Origin of the sequence: Dactylosporangium sp. CA-233914 (assembly GCF_050942935.1) — a bacterium.
In the GTDB taxonomy this organism is placed as follows: Bacteria; Actinomycetota; Actinomycetes; order Mycobacteriales; family Micromonosporaceae; genus Dactylosporangium.
Map to the genome: position 1 here is coordinate 9,297,170 of NZ_CP192030.1, position 22,596 is coordinate 9,319,765.

The 22,596-nt window shown below is 69.5% G+C and carries 21 protein-coding genes and 1 pseudogene; 9 read left to right on the top strand and 13 right to left on the bottom strand.

All coding sequences use genetic code 11. The features are described from left to right. Nucleotides 1–264 precede the first annotated feature (264 nt). Together ACQPY0_RS41405 and ACQPY0_RS41410 are read right to left on the bottom strand one after the other, a co-directional pair. A complete protein-coding gene (locus ACQPY0_RS41405; RefSeq protein WP_432973836.1) occupies nucleotides 265–1,497 on the bottom strand; it encodes a cytochrome P450 in 1,233 nt (410 codons plus the stop codon). A 159-nt stretch (nucleotides 1,498–1,656) separates the two neighbouring features. Beyond that, nucleotides 1,657–1,947 carry a hypothetical protein gene (locus tag ACQPY0_RS41410; RefSeq protein WP_432973838.1) on the bottom strand — a complete coding sequence of 97 codons (291 nt, stop codon included), beginning with the start codon at nucleotides 1,945–1,947 and terminating at the stop codon, nucleotides 1,657–1,659. Nucleotides 1,948–1,991: 44 nt separating this feature from the next. Here ACQPY0_RS41410 and ACQPY0_RS41415 point away from each other — a divergent pair, with 44 nt between their 5' ends. The 4 genes from ACQPY0_RS41415 (at nucleotide 1,992) to ACQPY0_RS41430 (ending at nucleotide 5,830) form a co-directional block, all read left to right on the top strand. Further along, a complete protein-coding gene (locus tag ACQPY0_RS41415; protein ID WP_432973840.1) occupies nucleotides 1,992–2,222 on the top strand; it encodes a DUF397 domain-containing protein in 231 nt (76 codons plus the stop codon). Between the two features lie 289 nt (nucleotides 2,223–2,511). Next, complete coding sequence (locus tag ACQPY0_RS41420) at nucleotides 2,512–2,811, top strand: hypothetical protein (RefSeq protein WP_432973842.1); 300 nt, start codon at nucleotides 2,512–2,514, stop codon at nucleotides 2,809–2,811. Continuing rightward, complete coding sequence (locus ACQPY0_RS41425; protein ID WP_432973844.1) at nucleotides 2,804–3,412, top strand: DUF6879 family protein; 609 nt, start codon at nucleotides 2,804–2,806, stop codon at nucleotides 3,410–3,412. The genes ACQPY0_RS41420 and ACQPY0_RS41425 overlap by 8 nt, the downstream gene beginning before the upstream one ends. A gap of 162 nt (nucleotides 3,413–3,574) precedes the next feature. Next, nucleotides 3,575–5,830 carry an ATP-binding protein gene (locus ACQPY0_RS41430; RefSeq protein ID WP_432973846.1) on the top strand — a complete coding sequence of 752 codons (2,256 nt, stop codon included), beginning with the start codon at nucleotides 3,575–3,577 and terminating at the stop codon, nucleotides 5,828–5,830. On the opposite strand, the gene ACQPY0_RS41435 is transcribed toward ACQPY0_RS41430, so the two are convergent. Beyond that, complete coding sequence (locus ACQPY0_RS41435) at nucleotides 5,812–6,660, bottom strand: methionyl-tRNA formyltransferase (RefSeq protein WP_432973848.1); 849 nt, start codon at nucleotides 6,658–6,660, stop codon at nucleotides 5,812–5,814. The genes ACQPY0_RS41430 and ACQPY0_RS41435 overlap by 19 nt on opposite strands. A 564-nt stretch (nucleotides 6,661–7,224) precedes the next feature. Between ACQPY0_RS41435 and ACQPY0_RS41440 the strand changes: the two genes are divergently transcribed. From ACQPY0_RS41440 to ACQPY0_RS41450, 3 genes are all read left to right on the top strand, one after another. After that, nucleotides 7,225–7,935, top strand: a complete 711-nt coding sequence (locus ACQPY0_RS41440) for a DedA family protein (RefSeq protein ID WP_432995578.1) — start codon at nucleotides 7,225–7,227, stop codon at nucleotides 7,933–7,935. A 322-nt stretch (nucleotides 7,936–8,257) separates the two neighbouring features. After that, on the top strand, nucleotides 8,258–9,388 hold the full coding sequence (locus ACQPY0_RS41445) for a sensor histidine kinase (RefSeq protein ID WP_432973850.1): 1,131 nt from the start codon (nucleotides 8,258–8,260) through the stop codon (nucleotides 9,386–9,388). Beyond that, entirely contained in the window at nucleotides 9,379–10,023 is a 645-nt protein-coding gene (locus tag ACQPY0_RS41450) for a response regulator (protein ID WP_432973852.1), read from the top strand. The genes ACQPY0_RS41445 and ACQPY0_RS41450 overlap by 10 nt, the downstream gene beginning before the upstream one ends. Before the next feature lie 476 nt (nucleotides 10,024–10,499). Here the strand turns inward: ACQPY0_RS41450 and ACQPY0_RS41455 are convergent, their stop codons facing one another. The 3 genes from ACQPY0_RS41455 to ACQPY0_RS41465 are packed head-to-tail and all read right to left on the bottom strand — an operon-like array spanning nucleotide 10,500 to nucleotide 13,924. Continuing rightward, nucleotides 10,500–10,961, bottom strand: a complete 462-nt coding sequence (locus ACQPY0_RS41455) for a hypothetical protein (RefSeq protein ID WP_432973854.1) — start codon at nucleotides 10,959–10,961, stop codon at nucleotides 10,500–10,502. Nucleotides 10,962–10,982: 21 nt separating this feature from the next. Then, a complete protein-coding gene (locus ACQPY0_RS41460) occupies nucleotides 10,983–11,564 on the bottom strand; it encodes a hypothetical protein (protein ID WP_432973856.1) in 582 nt (193 codons plus the stop codon). Further along, entirely contained in the window at nucleotides 11,561–13,924 is a 2,364-nt protein-coding gene (locus ACQPY0_RS41465) for a glycoside hydrolase domain-containing protein (RefSeq protein ID WP_432973857.1), read from the bottom strand. Before ACQPY0_RS41465 ends, ACQPY0_RS41460 begins: the two co-directional genes overlap by 4 nt. A 192-nt stretch (nucleotides 13,925–14,116) precedes the next feature. Between ACQPY0_RS41465 and ACQPY0_RS41470 the strand changes: the two genes are divergently transcribed. Further along, nucleotides 14,117–14,569, top strand: a complete 453-nt coding sequence (locus ACQPY0_RS41470) for a hypothetical protein (protein WP_432973858.1) — start codon at nucleotides 14,117–14,119, stop codon at nucleotides 14,567–14,569. 4 nt (nucleotides 14,570–14,573) lie between these two features. Here ACQPY0_RS41470 and ACQPY0_RS41475 read toward each other — a convergent pair whose 3' ends face one another. From ACQPY0_RS41475 to ACQPY0_RS41495, 5 genes are all read right to left on the bottom strand, one after another. Then, nucleotides 14,574–18,371 carry a hypothetical protein gene (locus ACQPY0_RS41475; protein WP_432973860.1) on the bottom strand — a complete coding sequence of 1,266 codons (3,798 nt, stop codon included), beginning with the start codon at nucleotides 18,369–18,371 and terminating at the stop codon, nucleotides 14,574–14,576. A 74-nt stretch (nucleotides 18,372–18,445) separates the two neighbouring features. Next, the gene (locus ACQPY0_RS41480) at nucleotides 18,446–18,577 is read right to left on the bottom strand and encodes a hypothetical protein (protein WP_432973862.1); all 132 of its coding nucleotides are present in this window, start codon (nucleotides 18,575–18,577) and stop codon (nucleotides 18,446–18,448) included. A gap of 30 nt (nucleotides 18,578–18,607) precedes the next feature. Next, nucleotides 18,608–18,802 carry a ferredoxin gene (locus ACQPY0_RS41485; RefSeq protein ID WP_432973864.1) on the bottom strand — a complete coding sequence of 65 codons (195 nt, stop codon included), beginning with the start codon at nucleotides 18,800–18,802 and terminating at the stop codon, nucleotides 18,608–18,610. Between the two features lie 3 nt (nucleotides 18,803–18,805). Next, complete coding sequence (locus ACQPY0_RS41490; RefSeq protein ID WP_432973866.1) at nucleotides 18,806–20,005, bottom strand: cytochrome P450; 1,200 nt, start codon at nucleotides 20,003–20,005, stop codon at nucleotides 18,806–18,808. Further along, nucleotides 19,929–21,164, bottom strand: coding sequence for an NAD(P)/FAD-dependent oxidoreductase (locus ACQPY0_RS41495; RefSeq protein WP_432973868.1), 1,236 nt, complete (start codon nucleotides 21,162–21,164; stop codon nucleotides 19,929–19,931). Before ACQPY0_RS41495 ends, ACQPY0_RS41490 begins: the two co-directional genes overlap by 77 nt. A 117-nt stretch (nucleotides 21,165–21,281) precedes the next feature. Between ACQPY0_RS41495 and ACQPY0_RS41500 the strand changes: the two genes are divergently transcribed. Continuing rightward, entirely contained in the window at nucleotides 21,282–21,926 is a 645-nt protein-coding gene (locus ACQPY0_RS41500) for a TetR/AcrR family transcriptional regulator (protein WP_432973870.1), read from the top strand. Nucleotides 21,927–21,956: 30 nt separating this feature from the next. Here ACQPY0_RS41500 and ACQPY0_RS41505 read toward each other — a convergent pair whose 3' ends face one another. Both ACQPY0_RS41505 and ACQPY0_RS41510 read right to left on the bottom strand, forming a co-directional pair. Continuing rightward, nucleotides 21,957–22,226 carry a helix-turn-helix domain-containing protein gene (locus ACQPY0_RS41505; protein ID WP_432973872.1) on the bottom strand — a complete coding sequence of 90 codons (270 nt, stop codon included), beginning with the start codon at nucleotides 22,224–22,226 and terminating at the stop codon, nucleotides 21,957–21,959. Nucleotides 22,227–22,388: 162 nt separating this feature from the next. Further along, a pseudogene (locus ACQPY0_RS41510) lies at nucleotides 22,389–22,511 on the bottom strand (transposase family protein); the annotation flags it as partial. Nucleotides 22,512–22,596 lie beyond the last annotated feature (85 nt).

Sequence of the window (22,596 nt, forward strand, 5' to 3'; positions counted from 1 at the left end):
TGCCGACGGCAAGGATGAAGCGGTCAAGATCGTCGCCGGACAGCGGAGCTCGGCCCCTGTCGCCGGCAGGTCCGCGGTCCCGCGAAGGTACAGACGAAGGGCGCGACTGGGTGCAGGTGACGCTCTCGAGCACCTCATCGTCGAGGGACCACGATCCGGCTGTGACCGATGGTGATCGCGGGATCGGCGATGACGCGGACCAGCGCGGCCGGCCGATCAAGAACCGGTTCGTCGTGCTCACCGATGTCTCGGGCCGTTGCGGTGTCACTTCCAGGCGAGGGGGACCGACCAGGGCGCGAGCATCGAGCCGGCGCCTCGCTCGGTGAGTTCCTCGCTGGCATTCATCCGGAACACCGGAATCTGCTTGAGCCACTCCTCGGTCGCGATCCGCATCGAGGCGCGGGCCAAGTGAATGCCGAGGCAACGGTGCGGGCCGAGCGCGAATCCGGCGTGCAGGTTCTTCTTTCGGTCGACGACGAACTCGTTGGCCCGCTCGAACGCCTTCGGGTCGCGATTGGCCGAGGCCACCATCGCCCACACCATGTCGCCCTCCTTGAGGTCGACGCCATGGAAGTGAATGTCCTGGGTGACCTTGCGACCGTCGCCGAAGGTGATCGTGTAGAAGCGGAGCGCCTCCTCGACCGCAGACGGGATGATGTCCGGCTCAGCGACGAGCCGGTTTCGGTCGCCCGGGTTCTCGGCGAGGTGCCGAAAGAAATAGCTCAGCTGGCTCTTGGTCGTGTCGAGGCCGCCGATGACCGCGAGCAGCAGAAGGTCCACGACCTCCTTATCGGTCAGCGGCCGCTCACCGCCGAAAGACTGGTGCATGAGAAACGACGCGAAGTCGCCCGCACGAGGCTCGCTCTCGCCGCGGCGCTCGTTCACCGCTTCTTGCCAGTAATGGGTGAGACCGGCGATGCCGTTGGCCATCGCCTCTTGAGTCGCCGGGTCGCCGCCGTACCCGGCGAAGAAGTCGTCGACCCAGCCGCGCAGCTTCGGCGTGTCCTCGACGTTCATGCCAGTGAAGCTGAGGAAGACCTCAGTGGGGTAGTCGAGGGCGAACTCGGCCGGGAAGTCGCATTGGCCCTTCGGCTTGATCTCGGAGATACGACGGCTAGCGATCGCGCGCATCTGCAACTCGGCGGTGCGGACCCGCTCCGCGGTGAACCACGGGTTCAGCAGCCGCCGATAGTTGAGGTGGTCCTGACCGTCGACCATCGTCGGGATCGTCTTGTACTCGGGGAACGGGTCCCATGGGGTGATGGACTGGCTGGAGAAGACGTCCGGGTTTCGGAAGATGTCCCGCACGGCCTCCTGCCCGGCGAACATCCAATAGCCCTGCGCGTGGGTGTTCCAGTGGACTGTCCCCTGCTCACGCAGGCGGTCCCCGAGCGCCCAGTGAGCACCGAGCTTCCGGGACTCGAAGAACTCCTCATGCACGATGGGGCAGCCCTTCGCTGCGGCGGACTCTGCGCTGTTCCCGACAACTTCGGTCATTGCTTCCACCTTTGACTAACCGTTCGTACGGTCAGTCATCGTATGTGACCTGACGCACAACGTCAACGGCCGGAATATCGTCGGCCACGACGAGGACCGTTCGTACGGGTCGGGCGGAGCAACTTAGCCTCGGGGAGCGATGCGACCGACGCCGAGGATTCACCCAGGACCGGGCCTGTCGGATTCTTGGCTCTGGCGCAGAGACAACGCCAACCGGCCCGGCGACAGCGCCGGCCGGCCGCGCGCGGAGAACAGGGCGCTGAACTGGGCATCATCGAAGACCGACCCGAGCGCATCTCGGATGCGGATGCACAAGGTGCCCTTTGGGATCGCCGCTCGGCATACCCGCTCAGAGTCAGCCAAGACGTCGCGGCGTTCAGCAGGCCGCAGCGACAAGATGCCCCGCTCTCCGATCACGCCATTCCAGCCGTGCTCACGCACCTTGATCACGAGCGCGTGGAGCCACGAACGAGCGACCAGGATGGGAGCACGCCATGTCCACGCTCGACGACACCTGGCGCAAGTCCACGCGCAGCAATAACAACGGGTCGTGCGTGGACGTCCGCCTTCATGAGGATGTCGTCCAGGTGCGCGACACCAAGCAGCACGGCAACGGCCCGATCCTGACCTTCAGCCGAGATGAGTGGACCACGTTCGTCGAGGACGCCAAGGCTGGAGACTTCGACCTGACGTGCGTCAGGTCGGCCAATTCCGTTCGCACTTGACGCAGAATGAACGGCGGCAAGACGATCGACTGCGCGCCCACCCCGCTGCTTGAGCCGTGTGCCGCAACGAGTGGCCAGAACGGTTCTGAGCAGGGGTGCAGGAAACGGCGCCCCGTATCGATCACCTCCCGCCACACAACCCGCAGAGCCTCGGCGAAGTCGGGATCGGTGGCCGCTGCCGTTCGGAGAGCGGTGCTGAGCGCGTCTCGGCAGTCCTTGTCGCGAGTACGAGGGCGACGGGCGTCTCGTTCCGCTCACAGCAATGTGCTAGTAGCATTACCGAAAGTCAATGCCGTCCGGCGAATCATCGGAGGTGGCTGTGGGCGTCGGTTGGGAGCCGGACACCGCGGCAAGATTCTTGCGCCGCTGGGGCAGATCCCCCGAAGAGTTGAACGCTACTGGTGGGGAGAACGGCTGTCCAGACATCTGGGAGCTCGACAACGGTGACGTTGCGGTTGTCGGCCGTGACCTGACTGACCACTACCGGACGTTGTTGCCCGCCGACGCACGTGTCGGTCCGGGTGAGCGCGTGGTGGTCATCCCGCGCCGCACGATGCTGGCCGCGCGTGCCGACATCCCGGATGTCTGACCTTCTTGATGGCGTCGACAGCGAGCTGTTGACGCTGGACGACTACTTCCTTGATTTCGACCGGGACTTCTGGTCGATCAAAGAGGACGATTTCTGGAAGCTGGAACGCCAGCAGCACTTCCGCGAACCCGGCGACGACAGCTGGCGGGCGTTCGCCGAAGGCAACTGGAGCGAGGCGCTGCGGCTGCTGGAGGCCCGCCGCGACGACTTGGCCGACTACTTCCGAAAGATTGCTGCGCACGGCTTCGCCATATACCGGGTCCGGGTCGTCGAGCAGCCGATCATCCCGTACCTGCAATGGGAGCTGCACCTGCTGCGCGCCCGTGAGCGGGCCGGCGCGTTGATCCGGGTCATCGGCCCGGACAAGATCGCTGAACTGGAATCAGACGGATTGTTGCCGGAGTTCGCCACGCTCGGGTCGACGGTGCTGTACCAGCCCGTCTACGACGAACACGGTGTCCTGTGCGCGGGCCGCCGGTTCCGTGACCGCGGCCTGGTCGAGCGCTGCCGACGGCTTACCCGAACCCTCTATGACGAGGGCGAACCCCTGGCCTCATTCTTCGACCGGGAGGTCTCCCCACTGCCCCCGCCGACACCCTGACCCGGCCGCCGTATGTCTACCCCTTCAGCGGAGCCGCAGAGTCATCTCAACCGGGTGGATGCCAACGGATCTTCAAGCGACATCGTGCAGGCCCGGGATATCCACGGTGGCGTACACGTCCACCACCATGGGCTGCGGTCCTTTATGGTCATCCCGTCACAGTTGCCCGGTGACGTGTCCGCGTTCGTCAACCGGCACATCGAACTGGCCGCGCTCGACGGGGCGCTCGGCGCTGAGCGGCACGAATCCCACGCGACGGTCGTCGCGGTCATTACAGGTACCGCCGGCGTGGGTAAGACATCCCTGGCGCTGCGGTGGGCGCACTCCGTCCGGCACCGGTTCCCGGACGGCCAGCTGTATGTCAACCTGCGGGGCTACGACCCGGGAGCGCCCGCCACAGGCGGTCAGATCCTCACCCGCTTCCTGCGCGACCTGGGCGTCCCCACGAGGGCGATCCCTGCTGAGGTCGACGACCGGGCGTCGCTGTATCGGTCGGTGCTCGCCGGCCGGCGTGTCCTGATCGTCCTCGACAATGCCGCGACCTCGGCCCAGGTGCGCCCGTTGCTGCCCGGTACAAATACCTGCCTTACCGTCGTGACGAGCCGGGATCGCATGTCCGCGCTGGTCGCCCGCGACGGTGCGGTCCGCGTCGGACTCAACGTGCTGCAGGAGGACGACGCCGTTGCTTTACTGGGCATCATGACCAGTCGCTACCGTACCGACGACCGGCGCCACGAACTCGTCGAACTGGCACGGCTGTGCGCGCGCCTGCCCCTCGCGCTGCGGGTCGCCGCCGAACGCGCGGCAAGCCGGCCGATGATGCGTCTCGACGAGGTGATCGCCGACCTCCGCGACGAGTCAGCGCTGTGGGAGGCACTCACCCCGGGCGACGATGACGACAGCGACGCCGTACGCACCGTCTTCGCCTGGTCCTACCGGGCACTGCCCGAACCCGCCGCCCGCCTGTTCCGGCTGCTGGGCCTGCATCCGGGCAACCAGTTCAGCGCCGAGGCCGCAGCCGCGCTCGGCGGACACGATCTGCGCACCACCCGCCGATACCTGGATGCCCTCGTCGGCGCGCACCTGCTCGACCAGCGGGCACCAGGCCGATACGAGTTTCACGATCTGCTGCGTGCCTACGCCCACGACCAGGCTCGCGACATCGACGACCAGACAGAGCGGACGGCCGCGCTGCGCCGACTCGTCAGCTGGTACCTCCAAGCCGCGGCCACCGTGCTGCACCACCTCACCGGATTCGACACCAGCGCGATGCTCCACTCCATCCCGGCGGAAGTCGACCCGCTGCCGCCGATGCTGGCGACGTCCGACGCCGCACAGCATTGGTACACCACCGAATGCGACAACCTCGCCGCCGCGACCCGCGCCGCCGCCGACGCGGATCTGCACCCACTCGCATGGCGACTCGCCGTGGTCCTCGGCCGGATCTGCGCGCTGCAGAACGCCTTCGACGACTGGCTGGCCACCGGCCACCTCGGCCTCACCAGCGCCATCGCGGCCGGTGACCTTGCCGGTCAGGCGTGGACGTACGCGAATCTCGGCGCTGCGTACCTGCAATCCGGCCGCCTCGACGACGCCGCGACGAGCCACCGGTCCGCGCTGGAGATTCGGCAACGCCTCGGTGACCGCCGCGGCGAGGCGATGTCCCACAACGCGCTCGGGCTGGTCGCGTTGGCTGCCCGACGCCTCGACGACGCTGTGGCGGCCTTCACCCAGGGACGACACATCGCCGCCGACCTCGACGACGGGTACTGGATCGGCAACCTCGACGCCAACCGAGCCCAAGCGCTGCTGGAACTGCAGCGGCACACCGAGGCCACCCTCCCGCTGGAGGACGCGCTGCGGACGCTGCGCCGGTCCGGCGACCGCTTCGGCGAGGGCAATGCCCTGTATCTCCTGAGCCGGCTACGACGGGAGACCGGCGATCTCGTCAGCGCCTCCGCCCATATCGGCGCCGCGATCACCATCGCCGAACATGTCGACAACCCGATGTGGCTCGGGCACTGGCTCGTCGAACTCGGCCATATCCAACGCGCCGCCGGCGAACCCGGCCAGGCACTGGAGTCCTACCAACGCTCCGCCACACTCCAGCGACGCGTCGGCGACCGGATCCGGGAAGCCATCGCCATCGCCGCCGCCGGCGATGCATACCAGGACCTCGGCCGATTCGACGAGGCGGTCGACTTCTACACCGTCGCCGCAGCCACCCAGCGCGACATGCACAGCCGATGGCACCACGCGTGCACGCTCGCGTCCTGGGCCGACGCCAGCCATCGACTCGGCAACACCGATAGCGCACAGGCCCACCGCGCAGAAGCCCTGGCGCTGTTGGAACACTTCCACGACCCTGCTGCGACGGCACTGCGTGACCGGCTGCAGGGTCAAGCCCCGGACGGCTGATCCGCCTCCGGGGCGGACTCGACAATCCAGATCGGGGCGTCGGCGCACTCCACGCACAGCCCGTCGGCCTCAGCCAGCGAGGTGCGAACCACGCGCAGCCGTACACCGTCAACCACTCCGACCGGCGCCCGCCCCAGGTACGCGAACATCCGCACCTGGTGGTGGACCTGCGCGGCGGTGCGGCCCCAGTCGATGACGGAGAACTCCGGCTCGATGAACCCGGCATAGCTCGCTCCGACGTCGCCCTGCGGCGTGCCGGGCGCCCCGTCGGCGACCATCTTCAGGGACGCAGTGAGCGCCTCCGCGAGCACCGGCCCCATCCGCGACCACAGCAGCGCCGGTGTGACCCACTCATCAAGGACGATCCCATCGCGCTGTACGAGGACCGGGCCAGTGTCAAACCCCTCGTCCATCCGATGCACCGTCAACCCGATGCCCGGGTCGCCCGCACGGATCGCTGCCAACACCGGCGCGGGCCCACGATACTTCGGCAACAACGACGGATGGATATTGACCGCCCCGTACGTCGCCATCTCCAGCACCTGGACCGGCAGCCGCCAGTTGAAACCGTGCACAACCACCAGATCCGGCCGGTAACCGACGAGTTGACGGGCCAGTCCAGCGCCGCTGGCCGGCACCAGAAGGTCAATCCCGTCCGGCAGTTGCGTCACAAGCTTCGAAAGCGACGCCGCCATCCACGCGTCAACAGGTGAACGAGGACGCATCGACCGCGACACCACATACGCAACCGGTTCATGACCCGCCGCAAGGCACGTGTCACGCAGTACGCTGAACTGCTCCGCCCCGCTGGCGGCGAGCACCACGCGCATAGGTTCACAATACCGGGCGGCGCTGGCAGCGGTGGGTCACGGTGACGCGGCGGTCTTTCGGATGTCGCGCGGGCGGATTGGTCGGGGTCTTCGGGCAGCTGCACGGCCCGGTCGCCGGGGCCGATACCCAGCCGGCGTTGCAGCCGGAGCCGTAGCCCTTCGTCTCGCTCGACGTGCTTGAGCGCGTTACGGAGCGGCTGGGATCGACCCGACGTATGCGGCCGGTGCCTGTTCCGCGGTATCGGTGTGGCCTGCCAGGCGTTGCACGGCCACGCCCGCCGATGGTTGATCAATGAGAAGGGCATGGTGATGTCTGCAGGTCAAGCTGGCTGGCGGCGATGGATCGCTGCGGGTGTAATCTCAGAAGAGCTGACCATCACCGTGTTGGCGTGGCGGTAGCCAGTGTGCGGAGCCCGGTGCGGCCTGGTTGTGAGGCTGTCCTGGGTGTGGTTTTCCGCACCTTGCCGGTTGAGGTTCGCCTGCTGAGGTCGGCGGTCGACCTCATGGTTTCGACCGTAGCGGGCTCATAGCGTCGTTGGCATGATCCGTTCGTGGTTCGTGTCGATGCATGCAGAAGTGTTGGCCAGGCAAGCCGAGTCGCCGGATGGTGGTCTGGTTGGGTTCGTGACCGACTTGGTGGAGCGGCTGGGTGGTCCCGGTGCCGGGTTGGCGGTGGCGTTGGAGAACCTGTTCCCGCCGATTCCGAGTGAGGTGATCCTGCCGTTGGCCGGGTTCGCCGCCAGTCAGGGCAAGATGAACCTGTTTGCCGCCATCGCCTGGACCACGCTGGGTTCGGTGGTGGGTGCGGTCGCGTTGTACTACGTCGGCGTCGTGTTGGGGCGGGATCGGGTTCGCGCGATCGCGGCGAGGCTGCCGCTGGTGAAGCTGGATGACATCGACCGGACGGAGGCGTGGTTCGCCCGGCATGGCGGGAAGGCGGTCTTCTTCGGCCGGATGATTCCCATCTTCCGGAGCCTGATTTCCGTCCCAGCCGGGATCGAGCGGATGCGGGTGGCGACGTTCCTGCTGTACACGACGCTCGGCAGCCTGATTTGGAACACCGTGTTCGTGATGGCCGGCTACCTGCTCGGGGAGAACTGGCACGCCGTCGAGTCCTACGTGGGTACGTTCCAGAACCTCGTCATCGTCGTCTGTGCGCTCCTGGTCGCCTTCTTCGTCGTCTCCCGGCTGGTGCGCAAGCGCGGCAACCCGCCGCCGCCGAAGGCTCGCGGCACGGTGTACGGCATGCCGCGCCGGGCGGAGGACGACCGGTGACGGCTGACGTCGCGACTCGGCCCCAAGCCACGGCCGGGGGTTTCCCGTCAGCCGTTCACGACCCGGGTCGGCCGGTGGAGCGCCAACCACCCAGGGCTGGCGACCGCGGTGTGGCTGGCCTTCGTGGTGGCCAGCCTGGTCGGCGGCGGGCTGGTGGGCACCGTCAAGGCGACCGCGCAGCACAGCCTGCACGGTGGCTAGGTTGGGTTGGCCGGGCACCCGGCTCGGTGTCCGGCCGCTGTAAGCAGGCGAGCAGCAACAGGAGGGGGCGGGCAACGTGGCAGACCACGAGGCGTCGCACCGCCGGTCACGGTTAGCGGCCGTGACCGAGGGTGCCCGGCCGCTGGCTGGTGTGGCGGTCGGTGTGCTCACCGCGGCCGTTGAGGCGCTGTTGCTGCTGCTGGCCGGGGTGGTCACGGCCTGTGCTGTGGTCGCACCGGCCGCTCGCCGCCGCGTTGCCCCGGCGATCCTCGGATACGTACGGCGGGTCGTCGAGTATGAACGGCGCCGCCTGGCGCGGTTCGCTGGCCAGCCCGATCCGCCGCCGGTGCAGGTCAGCGACGCTCGCGCACTCGGCTTCCTGGCGGCGCGGCTGCTGCCCGGCGCGCTTGGTGCGCTCACGGTCGGCCTGCTCGCCGTTGGTCTGGTGCTCGCTGCGATCGTGGTGCGCTCGGTCGTGGTCGGCACCATGACCGTGCCGCAGCTGCTGCTGCAGGTGCTCATCGGGTCGGCGCTACTGGTGGTGAATCTGCAGGCGATCGCCAGCGTCGCCGCCCTGGACCGGCGGCTGGCCCGTACCCTGCTGGAGGGCAGCAGCCGGGAGGCGTTGCAGCGGCGGATCAACGAGCTGACCGCCAGCCGGGCCGCAGTGATCGCCGCCGTCGACGCCGAGCGGCAACGCATCGAACGCGACCTGCACGACGGGCTCCAGCAGCGTCTCGTCGCGCTCGGCATGCAGCTCGGCCGCGCCCGGCGCAGCCGCGATCCCGACACCGTGCGGGAGCTCCTGGCCCAGGCGCACGAGGACGCCCAACACGCCATCGACGAACTGCGGGAGGCGGCCTGGCGGGTCTACCCGTCGGCACTCGACCACAGCACCCTCGGCGAAGTCCTGGCCCTGGTCGCGCAACGCTCGACCATCCCGGTCAAGATCAGCTATACCGTTCCGGTCCGGCCGCCCCGGGCCGTGGAGACCGTGCTGTACTTCGTCGCCTGCGAAGCGATCACCAACGCCGCCAAACATGCCCGCGCTACCGTGATCGGCATCGAGATCAGCGCCCGAGGCACGGGAGTGGAGATGCTGGTGCGTGACGACGGTATTGGCGGCGCCGACCCGCAGGGCAGTGGCCTGCAGGGTCTCGCACGCCGGGTCATCGCCCTGGACGGGCGGTTCGAGGTACACAGCCCGATCGGTGGGCCAACCGGCATCAAGGTGGAACTGCCGTGCGCATAGTCCTCGCCGAAGATTCCACACTGCTGCGGGAAGGACTGGCTCGCCTGCTTGCCGACGAGGGCCACCAGGTGGTGGCCGCCGCTGCGGACGCCGACCAACTCCTCACCGCCGTCGAGCAGCACCAGCCCGATGTCGTCGTCACCGACGTGCGCATGCCGCCCACCAACACCGATGACGGCCTGCGCGCAGCCCTGGAGATCCGCCGCCGTTGGCCGGGTATCGGGGTGTTGGTCCTCTCCCAATACGTCGAGAAGCGCTACGCCGCCCGACTGCTCGCCGACCGTTCCGAGGGCGTCGGCTACGTCCTGAAGGACCGCGTCGCCCAGGTGGACGACTTTCTCGACGCGCTCGACCGCGTCGCGGCCGGCACCACTGCGCTCGATCCGGAAGTCGTCCGCCAACTGTTGTCCGCCACCAGCCACGGCGACCCACTCAGTCGCCTCACGCCGCGCGAACGCGACGTGCTGCACCACATGGCCCAGGGACACACCAACGCCGCTGTCGCCGAACGCCTGCACGTTTCCCAGAGCGCGGTCGAAAAGCACGTCAACACCATCTTCGACAAGCTCGACCTGTCGGACACCACCGGCTACAGCCGCCGCGTGCTGGCGATCCTGCGCTATCTCGGCACTTAACGAGCCCGCGACGTCAGCGTGTGTGCCGATGCGTGTCGAGGGGCTATGACGCTGCCGCCGCGGTCCAACTGCTCGCGTAGGCCGGTCGCATGGTGGTGACGTGGAAAGGTCGGCTGCCGCAGCAGCCATGGGACTGTCGCCTGTGCCGGGGTCTGGGCTGGTGCTCGGTCTGGCGTCCTCGGACAGGATCGGCAGCTGCGGGAAACCGACACCGGAACTGCGCAGGGCGGCATCCTGTCACCCACGTGGACGAGCACTTCGCCCAGATCCCGGGCGGTCCGGCCACGCCGGAGCCTGCAGGTCGGTGACGAGCTGATCGAGGTGCCGGGCACGGCGATCCGCATCGGCGACGAGTTCGTCGCCGAGATCTGGAACCATCGACCGGGACAGGTCGTGACGCTCGCGTGCAGACGCAGCGGCACGGTGATGCAGCGGGACGTCGAGCTCGACGTCGGCTGTAACTCCGGGTGGTCGCCTCAGCAGGTCGGGTCGGTCAAGTACGCTTCGCCGACGTCGCCGTTGCCGAGTTGGATGAAGACGTTGGCTGTGACGCACGATGTCGGGGCGTAGATCATGTCGCTCCAGCTGCGCGACCCTGCGACGAAGTAGCCGGTCCAGGTGTACGGCTGCCACTCGAACGGATACGACGCCTTGACGGTGTTGGTCGTGAGCTGGCCGACCCCATTGGAGTTGACGCTCGCCCGGACCGCGGACCAGTTCGTGCCGCATGACCAGCTGTACCAAAGGTACGCCGTGCCCAGCGTCGCGCCGGCATTCGTGATCACCGGCGCGCTGGCGACCACCGACGCATTGCCGGTGCATCCGTACGCATACGGGTCCTTGGCGTCCGCGTCAGGTCCGGCGTGTGCGACGCCCGGGCCGGCGACCGCCCCGGCGACGGTTGCGAACAGCGCCGCCACCACAACTCTCGGCTTCATCTTCCTTGCCCTCCTCTGGTGTCACGAATGGCGGATGTAGGCCGGGTGTGCGCCGGGCGCGGCGAGGATGCGCCCGGCCGCGCGCCGGAGCTCGGAATGGCCGGGTGGGTGGGCGATCTGGAAGTGGGACTCCTTCGGGCGGGTGGCGTCGCCGCCCCACGTGACGGCGCCGGCCAACTCGGCGAGGATGTCGCGGACCACCGCGAGCTCGGCCGGGTACAGCCCGCCCCGGACGTCCAGCGGATAGGCGTGGACGCGGAACGTGAACGCCGTCCCGGACAGTGCGTTTGACTCATAGTCCACCGTCACCGGGCCCGTCATGCCGACGATGTCGCCCGGGCGGAGGCGGTCGAATTCGTAGTGCAGCCGCCGGGCGACGTAGGTGAGGATGACGGCCGGGGCGCCGTCGGCGAGGCGGACGCTTTGGCCGCTGCCCTCGATCGGGTGCCAGGCCGCCTGGTTCAGGATCGGCCATCCGTTCGCCGAGGTACTGCGGCGCCAGCCAGGCGGAGCCGCGTGCGCCCGCCCGGCGGGCAGGGCTGCGGCTCCGGCGCTGGCGAGGGCCGCGGCTAGGAGCAGGCGTCGGGAAACCTCAACGGTCACGGTCCCTCCAGCGTGATGCGATCTTGCAATGCGGTGGCGAAGCCCTGGACGAAGCCGGCCAGCTTCGCCTGTCCGCCCGGCAGCTCGACCAGGAGCGAGGGCAGCAGGGCCACGCCCTTGGCGGTGATGAGCTGTTTGCGGGCGATGCCGAGGGTGGGGTCCAGCTTGGTGAGGGCGGTGTATGCGGCGTCGAAGCAGTTGGCCGCGGTACCCCATCGGGCGTTTCGGTAGTCGCGGAACCGGTGTAGTCCGCCGCCGTTGGCGTAGTGGTCGCGGACCGCCTCGACGATCGTCCGGCCGGAGCGGACCGCCCGGGCGATGAGGTACCCGTCGGCGTCCTCCACGAGGTCGTTGAAGCCGAACTCGGACGACACGTTGGGTTTGGCGAGCTTGGCGGCGGCGAACGCCTCGCCCGAGGCGTACTGTTCCTCGGACCGACGCCAGTCGGCGTAGAACGTCATCAGGTCACCGGCCCAGCCGGCGACGTCGCCGCCGTTGGCGTCGGCACGGTCGGTGGGCTGCGGCTTGGCGAAATGGCCGTTGGCGGTCGCCATGAGGTGCTCGGCGCCGAGGTCGTAGCCGCTGTACGGGTCTTTGAACGTTTTCCACACGCTGACGCCGTGGTCGCGGGCGTAGGCGACGAAGCCCGCGTCGAAGTCGCCGATGAGGTACGCCCAGCCGATCTCGTCGATGATGTTCTGGGTGCCGTACGTCTCCTGCCGGACGAACTCCATCACCAGCTGCGATGGTGACCGGGGGCCGCCGTAGGCGACGGCGAGGTCGTACAGCTGCTGGATGTAGGCGATGAAGGTGTCGGCGACCCCGGCGGCGTCGTTGACCGACGCGGTGCCGGGATCGATGTCACGGCGCCACACGTCCCGGTCGAGGTCAAAGACGTCGGTACCGTTGGTGACCTGGAACTCCTTGATCTGATTGAACGACCAGTTGGCCGGCAGCGGGAAGCCGAGGTTGCCGGAGAAGCCCCAGGACATGCCGGAGACGTACGAGCAGCGCGCGAACGTGCGGTCGGTGACGTCGGCGCAGACGTTGCGGGAGCCGTAGACGCCGTGCACGTACCGCTTGCCCCGGCTGGACAGGCCGGCGGCGACGCCCTGGAAGTAGGGGATGATCGCCGCGTCGATCTCGTCCTGGGTGGCGTCGTAGTCCACCGCGAAGTAGATGACGGTGCCCTGGTTGAAGCCGTAGCCGACGGCGAGGTCGTGGGCGTTGACGGCGTGCTGGTAGCCGCTGACGAAGGTGAAGTCCGACAGCTCCCGGGCGTTGTCCTGGTAGATCGGCAGGACCCGCAGCCCGGCGTTGAAGATGGTCTGCAGCTCGCCGGGCTTGATCTCCTTGTCGAGGGTGGAGCCGGGCGGGTCGTAGAGATAGCGGCCGACGACACGGTAGCCGTTGGCATACAGCCAGCTCGCGCGGGTGGCGGTGATCTCGAACCGGGTGTCGCAGCCCTCCGCCGGGCGGTCCGCGTCGCCCATCGAGACCAGCAGCTGGGCCCAGGTCTGGTAGTCGGCGGCGCCGCTCTGAGTCAGCTGGGAGAACCGCTGGAACGCCCGGACGAAGGTGGCGAGCGTGGCGTCGTAGGTGCTGCGCCTGTTCGTGCGGTACTCCACGGCGGGCACGTCGACGAGGACGGGCTCGTTGAAGATGCACGCGGCGGAGAACAGCTCGACGAAGATGCCGGTGTCGCCGACGTTGAGCGGATGCGCCCGCAGCCCGGCCTGCGTCCCCGGGCCGAAGTTGCCGTTCGGGCTGAGGCCCAGCTCGTACTGCAGGGCGATCATGAGGGCCTTCTGCACGTCGCGTGAGTAGATGCCCTCACACGGGCCGATCGTGTAGGCGTCCCGCTGCCAGTACCGGCCGTTGAGCCAGCGCTGGACGTCACGGATCTTGTCGGTACCGCCAGCGACAATCACGTAGGCGTCCATGTTGAGGATGCACTTGGCGATCCGCACGTCGACGGTGCCGTTAGCGGCCGGGATGCCCATGTTCGAGCGCAGGCTCTGGACCGCCGTCACGGTCGTGCCGGTGTACTGCCCGTAGGTGTCGGCGCCCCAGTAGCCCTTGCAGAACAGCCCGTGCTGCAGGATCGTGACGATGTTGGGGTTCGGCGGGTTGAGGAAATCCGGACCGATCTCACCGAGCGCGGCGAAGCGGGCCGCGGTCGTCGGTCCGAAGCTCGCCACGACCGGGCTGATGCCCAGCTCGTGCTGCAGCCCCTCGATGAGGGCGAACATCGTCGCCCAGCCGGTTCGGCCGTCTTCGGGGCACGGGTTGTAGCCGGTGATGTGGCCGTAGGTCGCGTTGACCCACTGCTGGGCCTGAAGGACTTTCGGGTCTCCCATGCCGACGATCGTGGGCCCGGGCCATGCCGCCGGAAACCCACCGGCGCGATGTCCGGACAACTCCGAACGCACCGGCCGTACGAGCTTGTCCGGACATCGCCGCAGGGTATGGACCTCTGCCGCGGCGATTCACGACGGTGGGTCCACGGCCCGCCGCCCGTGGCGGGCATGCATTGCGGAAGGGACTACCCCATGCGGACTCGAACAGCAATCACCCGCTCCGGCACGCTCGCCGTCGCCTCGCTCGCCCTCGTCCTGGCCGGCGGGGCCGCCCCGGCCCACGCCGGCACCGCGGGCGTCGACCCGGCCGGTTGCGGCACCGGTGGTACGCCGAAGTACACCGACTTCAACGTCGGCGGCGTGACCATGCGTGAGGAGCTGCGCTACGCCTCGGGCTGCGGCCGGGTCGGCTGGGGCCGGCTCACCCGGATCGGCGGCGCCAGCACCTCACTGGCGCTCACCCAGTCGGCCTGGAACCCGGGCGGCCCCAGCCAGTACGGCGTGCCGGGCACGAACTGGACCTACACCGTGGACGCCAACCCGGGCGTGCAGGTCTGCGCCGGTTTCCACGCCTCGTCGATTGACTGGCTCGGCAACCAGCACTACATCGGCTGGTTCTACGCGGGCTGCTACACCGCGCCGTAGGGCCTCACCGGCAGAGCATGCGGTACGGCAGGTCCGGAATGTACTGCTGCCACTCCGCCTGGGTCAGCGGGAAGCCGGCGGTCGCGCAGATCCATGCGGCCGCCGCTTCCGGATCCGTGTTCCACAGCCGTACCGCTCGATCGTGGCCGCCCGCGGCGAGGGTCGCGCCGTCCGGTGCGAACGCGACGCTGAGCACGGCGTCGGTCGGCCCGGTGAGGGTCGCCAGGTGACCCGGATCGCGCGGGTCGCGCACGTCCCATAGCCAGATCGTGTTGTCGGTGCTGCCTGCGGCGAGGACACCGCGGGTGGGGCTGAAGGCGACCGAGTACACCTCACCGACCGGGCCGGTGAGGACGCCGACCGGCCGGGGATCTGCGGAGTTCGTGACGTCCCACAGCCGGACGGTCTTGTCGACGCCGCCGGTCGCGAGGATGTGCCCGTCGGGGCTGAACGCGGCGGTGAAGTTCGGCTCGGCGGAGCCCTTGACGGTGGCGGTGAGCCGCGGCCGGTCCGGGTCGGCGATGTCCCACAGGTAGACGTCGTGGTTGTTGCTCGCCATGGCCAGGAGCCGGCCGTCGGGGCTGAACGCGGACTGGTACACGATCCCAGCGGTCGTGCCGTGCAGCACCGCCACCCGGGTGGCGCGGGCCGGGTCGCCGATGTCGAACAGGTGGGTGCTGTTGTCGTCGGCGCTGAGGGCCAGCAGCCGCCCGTCGCGGCTGATGCTGATCGACTCGGCCAGGGCTCCGGCGGCCGCCAGGGGTGGGCCGAGCCGCTGCCAGACGCCGGGCCGGCTCACGTCCCACAGTTCGAGGCTGCCGTCCTCCCGGCCGACCGCGAACACCCGGCCGTCCGGGGTCAGCGCGGCCGTACCGACGTACCGGCTGGCCTCCGGCGGGTTGTGCAGCGGCGCCCGCTCCGGCCGGGGGCGGTCCCGGTCGGTGACGTCCCAGACGGCCAGGCTGTTGTCGGCGGCGCCCGCGCCGACGGCGAGCCGGTGGCCGGTGCCGTCGAAGCCGAGGGCGAAGACCGAGTCGCCGGCGCCGGTGATGACCGGTCCGGGCAGGTGCCACGAGCGCAGGGTCCCGTCGCTCGCCACGGTCAGCAGCGTCCCGTCCGGCTCGTAGTACGCGGTGGTGACCGGATCGGGGTGGGGCAGCCGGACCGGGCCGCGGGCCGGTCCGAGCGGGAACAGCCAAAGGTTGTTGTCGGAGCTTCCGGCGGCGAGCGTGCCGCCGTCCGGGCTGTAGCCGAGGGTGTTGATCCAGCTGGCCGGGCCGCTCAGCGGCGGCCCGTCCGGCACGGGCCGGCGCGGATCGGTGATGTCCCAGCGGTACACGTTATGCTCGGCTCCTGTTCCGGCCGCGAGATGCCGGCCATCGGGACTGACGGCGACCGCGAAGACCTTGCTGGTGGGCTCGGTCATGGTCGCGGCGAGCACCGGCCGGGCCGGGTTCGCGAGATCCCACAGCCGGACGTCGGAGTCGTAGCCGCCGGATGCCAGGGTGCGGCCGTCGGGGGTGAACGCGAGTCCCCGGGCGGCCGCCGGCGCGCCGGACGGGAGGGTCGCGATCAGCACGGGCCGCGCCGGGTCGCGGATGTTCCACAGGTAGACGTGGCCGTCCGCGGAGGCCGCGGCGAGGACGGTGCCGTCCGGGGAGGTCGCGACGGTCAGTACCTCGTCGGTCGGCCCGGCGGCCCGCCCGACCGGCTGGTCACCGCCGGCCGTGGACCACAGGAAGACGGTGTGTTCCTTGCCGCCGCCGGCCAGGATCCCGGCCGGGGTGAAGGCCAGTGACACGATGCTCTGGGCGGGGCCGGTCAGCACGCGCCCGGCGGCGAGTCCCGTCGTCCACAGCTGGACTGGGCCGGCGTCCGTGCCGGTGGCCACCAGCCGGCCGTCGGCCGTCGCCGTGACGCTCTTGACCGGGCCGGCCGGGCTCCGCCGCCGGGTCACCGCCTGTGCCGCCGTCGCGTTGAGCACGCTGGAGCGGGCTTCCGGCGTCGGCGACACCCGGTAGGCGGCCAGCGCCAGCAGCTGCGCGAGCGACACGTCCTGCTCGCGCAGCCGGTCGGCCTTGGCGGCGATCTGGCGCGAGGACGACTGCGCGGCGGCGACCTCGGCCCGGGCCTGCTCGGCCGCCCCGGCGCGGCGGACCTCGATGGCGTAGCCGAAGACACCGGCGGCGAGCAGCGCGAGGACGACGACCGCGGCGATGAGCACCAGCCAGCGGGTCGCCCGGCGCCGCTCCGTCACCTGCCGGGCCAGCTGGTCACCGAGGCTCGCCTCGAGGAACGCGTGCTCGACGCCGCTGAGCTGGTCGCGGTGGCCTTCGGTGCTCTCCTGGGCCAGCTGCAGAATGCCGCCCCGGTACAGCCCGTCGATGCTGCGGCCGGTCTCCTCCCAGTGCCGGGCGGCGGCCGCGAGCCGGCGATGGTAGCGCCGCCAGGTCTGGTCGGCGTCGAGCCACTCCCGCAGGCGCGGCCACGACCACAGCAGGGCCTCGTGGGTGATCTCGACGGTGTCACCGTCGACCGTGAGCAGGCGGGCCGCCGCGAACCGCTGGACGACCTCGGTGACGACCGCGCCCGTCGCCGGCTGTACCAGCTCCGAGTGCAGCACCTTGCGGCGAGCGTCGGCGGTCTCGTCGTCCGTGTGGACCAGCCGCAGGAAGAGCCTCCGCGCGGTGGTGCGCTCCGCCTCGCCGTCCAGCGCCGCGAACGTCTCCTCGGCGGTCTGGGCGATCGCGCCCTGGATACCGCCGGTGGCCCGGTAGTCCTCGACGGTGAGCGTCCGGCCCGACGCCTGCTGCCAGGTCGCCAGCAGTGCGTGCGACAGCAGCGGCAGCGCCCCTGGTTCATGACCGGCGCGACCGTCGGTGTCCTGCCGTGGAGCAAGGTCCCGCAGCAGTACCTCGACGAGCTCCGGCACCACGGTCAGCTGAGCGAGCTGCGCCGGCTGCGTGATCGCCTGCCGCAGTTCCGGCTCGGTCATCGGGCCGACGATCACCTGGCCGTGCTGGAGGACCGCCGAAAGCTCGGGCAGCCGCATGACCTGGGCGAAGAAGTCGGCCCGCAGGCCGTAGACGACGGCGTTCGGCGCTGCGGCGAGGGCGTGCAGCGCGGCGACGAACGCCGCCCGCTCGGCCGCGTCGGCGCACAGCGTGAACAGCTCCTCCAGCTGGTCGACCACGATCAGCCGGCCGGCCGGATCGTCGGCGCCGAGGTGCGCGCTCAGCGTCCGCAGCGGCCGCTCCCCCGGGGTGAACAGCACATACCCGCGGCCGCCCCAGGCCGGGATCAGCCCGGCACGCAGCAGCGACGACTTGCCGGAGCCGGACGGACCGACGACGATCACCGGCGCGCCCTGCCGCTGCTCGACCGTGGTCAGAAGGTCGGCGAGCAGGCTCTCGCGGCCGTGGAAGAACCGGGCATGCTCGACCTCGTACGGGCTCAGCCCGCGAAACGGCGACGGTGCCGCGGCCGGCCGCGGCCCGGGCTGGGCCCGCACCCGATCGAGCGCGGCCAGCCACTCGGCGACCCGCGCCTCGTCCTTCTCACCGAGCACGCCCAGGAGGCCGACGAACGCACCGGTCAGCTTCCGGGTGGGCAGATGCGCGCCGGTGAACCAGCCTCCGAGCGTCGAGGAGGACACCGAGTGCGCGGGGTCCTGAGCGCCGATCATCTGTGCGAGGTCCCGGATGGTGTGCCCGGAACCGTGCCGCAATCGCTTCAGCGCCGCGAGGAACTCCTGGCCGCTCGCGATCGAGCGAGGATCGGGCTCCGGTTCGTTACCCGCCATGCCACCATCCCACCTCTGGACAGACTCGAAAGCTACATTGAGTACAGTCTTGATCACTAGAGGTGCACAATGGGTCAGTGGCTGGCTCCACCGGTCGATGTCGCCGCCGCGATGGTGCGGTAGGTCGAGCCGGCCTCGGCGATGGCGCCGCCGGTCCGCGTCAGCTCGTCGCGGGCGACCAGGCGTACCTCGGCGAACGTCCACAACGCGAAGGCGAGCCGGTCTGTGTCAGGGGATCATCCGGTCACGGCGATCGCGGCGGCCGGGCACACGCTCGCCGCCTCGGTGACCACAGCTCGCGCCGACTCGTCGGGTTCCGGGTCGAGCAGCAGCACCACGCCGTCGGAATCGCGCTGGTCGAAGACGTCCGGCGCGATCAGGGCGCACTGCCCGGCGCCGCAGCACTTCTCCTGGTCAACTTCGATGTGCACGGCTCACCACCGGACCAGGACGCGTTCGATGCCACCGACGATCAGGCCCTCGCGGCGGGGAAGCTCCTCGGCCGGCACGGCCAGTTCCAGGTTCGGGACACGGGTCAGCAGCACGGTCAACGCCGTCTGCAGTTCGGTGCGGGCGAGGGCTTGCCCGAGGCACGAGTGCGGGCCGGCGCCGAAGGCGAGGTGCGGATTGGGTGTACGGGAAAGGTCCATGTCCGCGGCGACGGCGAAGGCGTCCTCGTCCCGGTTGGCCGCGGCCAGGCTGTTGATCACCGTGGTGCCCGCCGGCAGTTCGGTGCCGCTGACGGTGACCGGCTCGGACAGATAGCGCGGCATGCCGAAGCCGGGGTTGGCGTCGAAGCGCAGCGCCTCCTCGACCGTGGTACGCACCAGCGCCGGTTCGGCCAGCAGCCGTTCCCAGCGGCTGCGGTCGGCCAGCAGCATGGCGACCATTTTGGCGATCATGTTCGCGGTGGTCTCATGGCCGGCGATGAGCAGGCCCTGCGCGGTCCCGACCAGTTCGATCTGCGAGAGGCGGCCGTCGTCGCTGTCGGCGATCGTGATCAGGTCGCTGATCAGGTCCTCGCCGGGATCGGCGCGCTTGCGGTCGACGTGTGCCCACATGTATCGCCCGAACTCGGCCTGCGCGGCGTCGATCTCGGTCTGGGTGTAGCGGTTGAGGCTGAGCATGGTGTCCGCCCAGTGGCCGAACCGGTCCCGGTCGGCGTCCGGCACGCCGAGCAGGTCGCAGATCACCCACACGGGCAGCGGAAAGGCGAACGACGACACCAGATCCGCCGGCGCGGCCTGATCCAGCATCGCGTCCAACAGCCCCTCGGCCATCGCCTCGATCCGCGGCCGCATGGCCGCCATCCGCTTCGCGGTGAAGTAGCCGCCGACCAGGCGCCGCCATCGTTGATGTCCCGCGCCGGTCATCATGTCCGAGGCCCGCGCGGCACCGAACACACCGCCGGACTCGTTCTCGGTCACCCGGGCGGCGTCGGCGGCGTCGAGCTGGCGGGTGAAGCGCGGATCGCTGAGCACCTCTTTGACGTCGGCGTAGCGGGTCAGCAGCAATGCCTGATCGCCGCTGGCCAGCCGGATGTGCGCGACGGGGCACTCACCGCGCAGCTGTGCCCACTGCGGCGGCGGCTCCAGTGCGCTGGGCTGGGGAAACGGGTACGGCGGCAGTTCCATGGATCTCTCCGTTCTGCAGGAGTTCGGCCCGGTAGGGGCGCAGTGCTTTGACGGCGTTCCAGCCGAGGACGCCGGTCAGCCGGCCGTCGCGGGAGTAGCGGGCGACGAACCGGCCATCGCCCAGGTCGTCGAGATCGACGTCAGCGTCCGCGCCGAGCACCCCGTACGCCTGGATCTTGATGTCGTACTGGTCGGACCAGAAGTAGGGCAGCGCGGCGAACGGGGTGGTGTCGCCCCGCAGCAGGTTGGTGGCGGCGGCAATGCCCTGCTCGGCGGCGTTGGTGCGATGTTCCACGCGCATCAGGCGTCCGTAACGCGGGTTGTACCACCGGGCCACGTCCCCTGCGGCGTAGACACCAGCAGCGGTCTTGCAGAACGCATCGCAGACCACACCGTCGTCGAGCCGCAGCCCGGACGAGTCCAGCCAGCCGGTAGCCGGCCGGGCGCCGATGGCCACCAGGACGCACGTGGCGTCCAGTTCGGTGCCGTCGGACAGTCGCACGCCGGTGACATGGCCGGTATCGGAGCGAAATCCCGTCACCGTGACACCCGTTCTGAGGTGCACACCGTTCTGCCGATGCAGGGTGGCGATCCGTTGCGCCACGGTCGCGCCCAGCGGGGTGAGCAGCGGCAGGGCAACGGGATCGACCAGGCTGACGTGGCGGCCGAGGGCAGCCGTCACGGCGGCGACCTCGGAGCCGAGGAAACCGGCGCCGATGATCACGACCCGGTCGGCCGCGTGCATGCTCCGGTGCAGGCCGGTCGAGTCGGCAGCGTCGCGCAGGACATGCACTCCAGACAGGTCGTGGCCGAAAGGCAGCCGACGCGGAGCCGCGCCGCTAGCGATGATCAAACCGTCGTAGGACAGCGGCTCACCATGTGCCAGATGAACCTGCCTGGCGTACGCGTCCAGCCCGGTCGCTGTGTCGTGCCGCACTGTGACGTCCAATGCGGCGAGATGGCCCGCCTCCCGCAGCGCCGCGCGTTCCAGCGCCCATGCACCGGTCAGGACCTGTTTGGACAGCGGCGGCCGATCGATCGGCGGGCCCGGCTCGCCGCCGACCAGAACCAGCCGACCAGCGAACCCTTGCCGCCGCAGCGTCTCGACTGCGGTGATGCCTGCGACACCGGCGCCGACCGCCACGATCTTGTCGTGCACACCCGTCCCCCTTTACGGCATTCGCCGGACCTGCCACTCAAACTAAGAGACTCTTCTTAATAAGACAACCCCCTTATACTGAGGGCGGGACGTACGAGCAGCTCAGGGCAGGAAAAAATGACCAGCAGCAGCGCACCACCACGCACACCGCGAGGCGAGGACACCCGCAGTCTGATCATCGAGGCCGCGGAAAGACTGTTCGCCGAGCACGGCGTCGCCGCGGTCTCCAACCGGCAGATCTGCGAGGCCGCCGGCCAGGCGAACAACTCGGTGATCGCATACCACTTCGGAACACGCACCGACCTGGTGCGGGCGATCATCGGGCGGCACCAGGCCGACATCGAGCAGCGCCGGGCACTCATGCTCGGCAGCGCCGAGACGGCCGGCGGACTGCGCACCTGGGTCGACTGTCTCGTCCGACCGATCACCGAACACTACGCGGCCCTCGATCAGCCTAGCTGGTATGCCCGGTTCGCCGCGCAGGTCACCACCGACCCCGCCCTGCGCGATGTGGTGATCGACGACGTCATGGCACTGCCATCGATGCAACGCCCACACGACCAGCTGACCCGGCTCCTGCCGGCCCTACCCCGGCATGTACGGCGCCAGCGCACCGACATGGGCCGGCTGCTCATCGTGCACCTGTGCGCCGAGATGGAGCAGGCTCTGCACCACGGAACGGCCGACGCCACCTGGGAACAGACCGCCAATAACCTGGTCGACGCGCTGACCGCTATCTGGGCCGACCCAGCGCCACGCTGAGTTATCACAGGCCAGCGCTTTGACCAGGGTCTACTGCACCGGGGCGAACCAGGGCGGACGGCCCGGGCGTTTCCGGTCGCCCAGGCCGTGCATGCCCTCGGCGGCGAAGCGACCCCGCCACTTGCGCACCATGTCCACGCTGACCCCACGCCGGCGGGCGATCGCGGCGTTGGCGTACCCGGCGGCAGCGTCCAACACGATCTGCGGCCGGACCTGTCCCGGTGCGGACTCTTCGATCTTCTCCAACTGGTGCCGCTGCACGGCGGTCAACCACACCGGGCGGGCGTGCAGGGCCGGCATCGCACCATCCATCCATGATCGACTATGAGGGAAGCCTGCCGATCATGATGGCTCGCAGCGATCGAGAATTGCCGCCAACGGTCGGGGAAAATTGCTCATATCAGTGTCCGGTCGTATTTCCGGACGGGGTCAAACGAGCCGGTAAAGCCACTTGTGGGTGTCGTCGACCAGCCCGTGGGTGCGGGCGGCCTTCAGGTCGTGGACTGCGCCGGGCAACGCGGGTGAGATCCACATCAGCCGGCCATGTGGATCGGCGATGACCTGGGCGTTGATGCCATGGCGGCAGTAGCCGGCGAGGTACTCCTTCGACTCCACGAACGGACCGTCGGTGAACATCGCCTCCTCGCCCCGGTTGTCGATGACGGTGGCC

Excerpts from the sequence above, each read along its gene's own strand:
- ACQPY0_RS41405 (WP_432973836.1), bottom strand. The coding sequence starts at position 1,497 with ATGACCGAAGTTGTCGGGAACAGCGCAGAGTCCGCCGCAGCGAAGGGC.
- ACQPY0_RS41415 (WP_432973840.1), top strand. The coding sequence starts at position 1,992 with ATGTCCACGCTCGACGACACCTGGCGCAAGTCCACGCGCAGCAATAAC.
- ACQPY0_RS41420 (WP_432973842.1), top strand. The coding sequence starts at position 2,512 with ATGCCGTCCGGCGAATCATCGGAGGTGGCTGTGGGCGTCGGTTGGGAG.
- ACQPY0_RS41425 (WP_432973844.1), top strand. The coding sequence starts at position 2,804 with ATGTCTGACCTTCTTGATGGCGTCGACAGCGAGCTGTTGACGCTGGAC.
- ACQPY0_RS41435 (WP_432973848.1), bottom strand. The coding sequence starts at position 6,660 with ATGCGCGTGGTGCTCGCCGCCAGCGGGGCGGAGCAGTTCAGCGTACTG.
- ACQPY0_RS41440 (WP_432995578.1), top strand. The coding sequence starts at position 7,225 with ATGCATGCAGAAGTGTTGGCCAGGCAAGCCGAGTCGCCGGATGGTGGT.
- ACQPY0_RS41455 (WP_432973854.1), bottom strand. The coding sequence starts at position 10,961 with ATGAAGCCGAGAGTTGTGGTGGCGGCGCTGTTCGCAACCGTCGCCGGG.
- ACQPY0_RS41465 (WP_432973857.1), bottom strand. The coding sequence starts at position 13,924 with ATGGGAGACCCGAAAGTCCTTCAGGCCCAGCAGTGGGTCAACGCGACC.
- ACQPY0_RS41470 (WP_432973858.1), top strand. The coding sequence starts at position 14,117 with ATGCGGACTCGAACAGCAATCACCCGCTCCGGCACGCTCGCCGTCGCC.
- ACQPY0_RS41475 (WP_432973860.1), bottom strand. The coding sequence starts at position 18,371 with ATGGCGGGTAACGAACCGGAGCCCGATCCTCGCTCGATCGCGAGCGGC.
- ACQPY0_RS41490 (WP_432973866.1), bottom strand. The coding sequence starts at position 20,005 with ATGGAACTGCCGCCGTACCCGTTTCCCCAGCCCAGCGCACTGGAGCCG.
- ACQPY0_RS41500 (WP_432973870.1), top strand. The coding sequence starts at position 21,282 with ATGACCAGCAGCAGCGCACCACCACGCACACCGCGAGGCGAGGACACC.
- ACQPY0_RS41505 (WP_432973872.1), bottom strand. The coding sequence starts at position 22,226 with ATGCCGGCCCTGCACGCCCGCCCGGTGTGGTTGACCGCCGTGCAGCGG.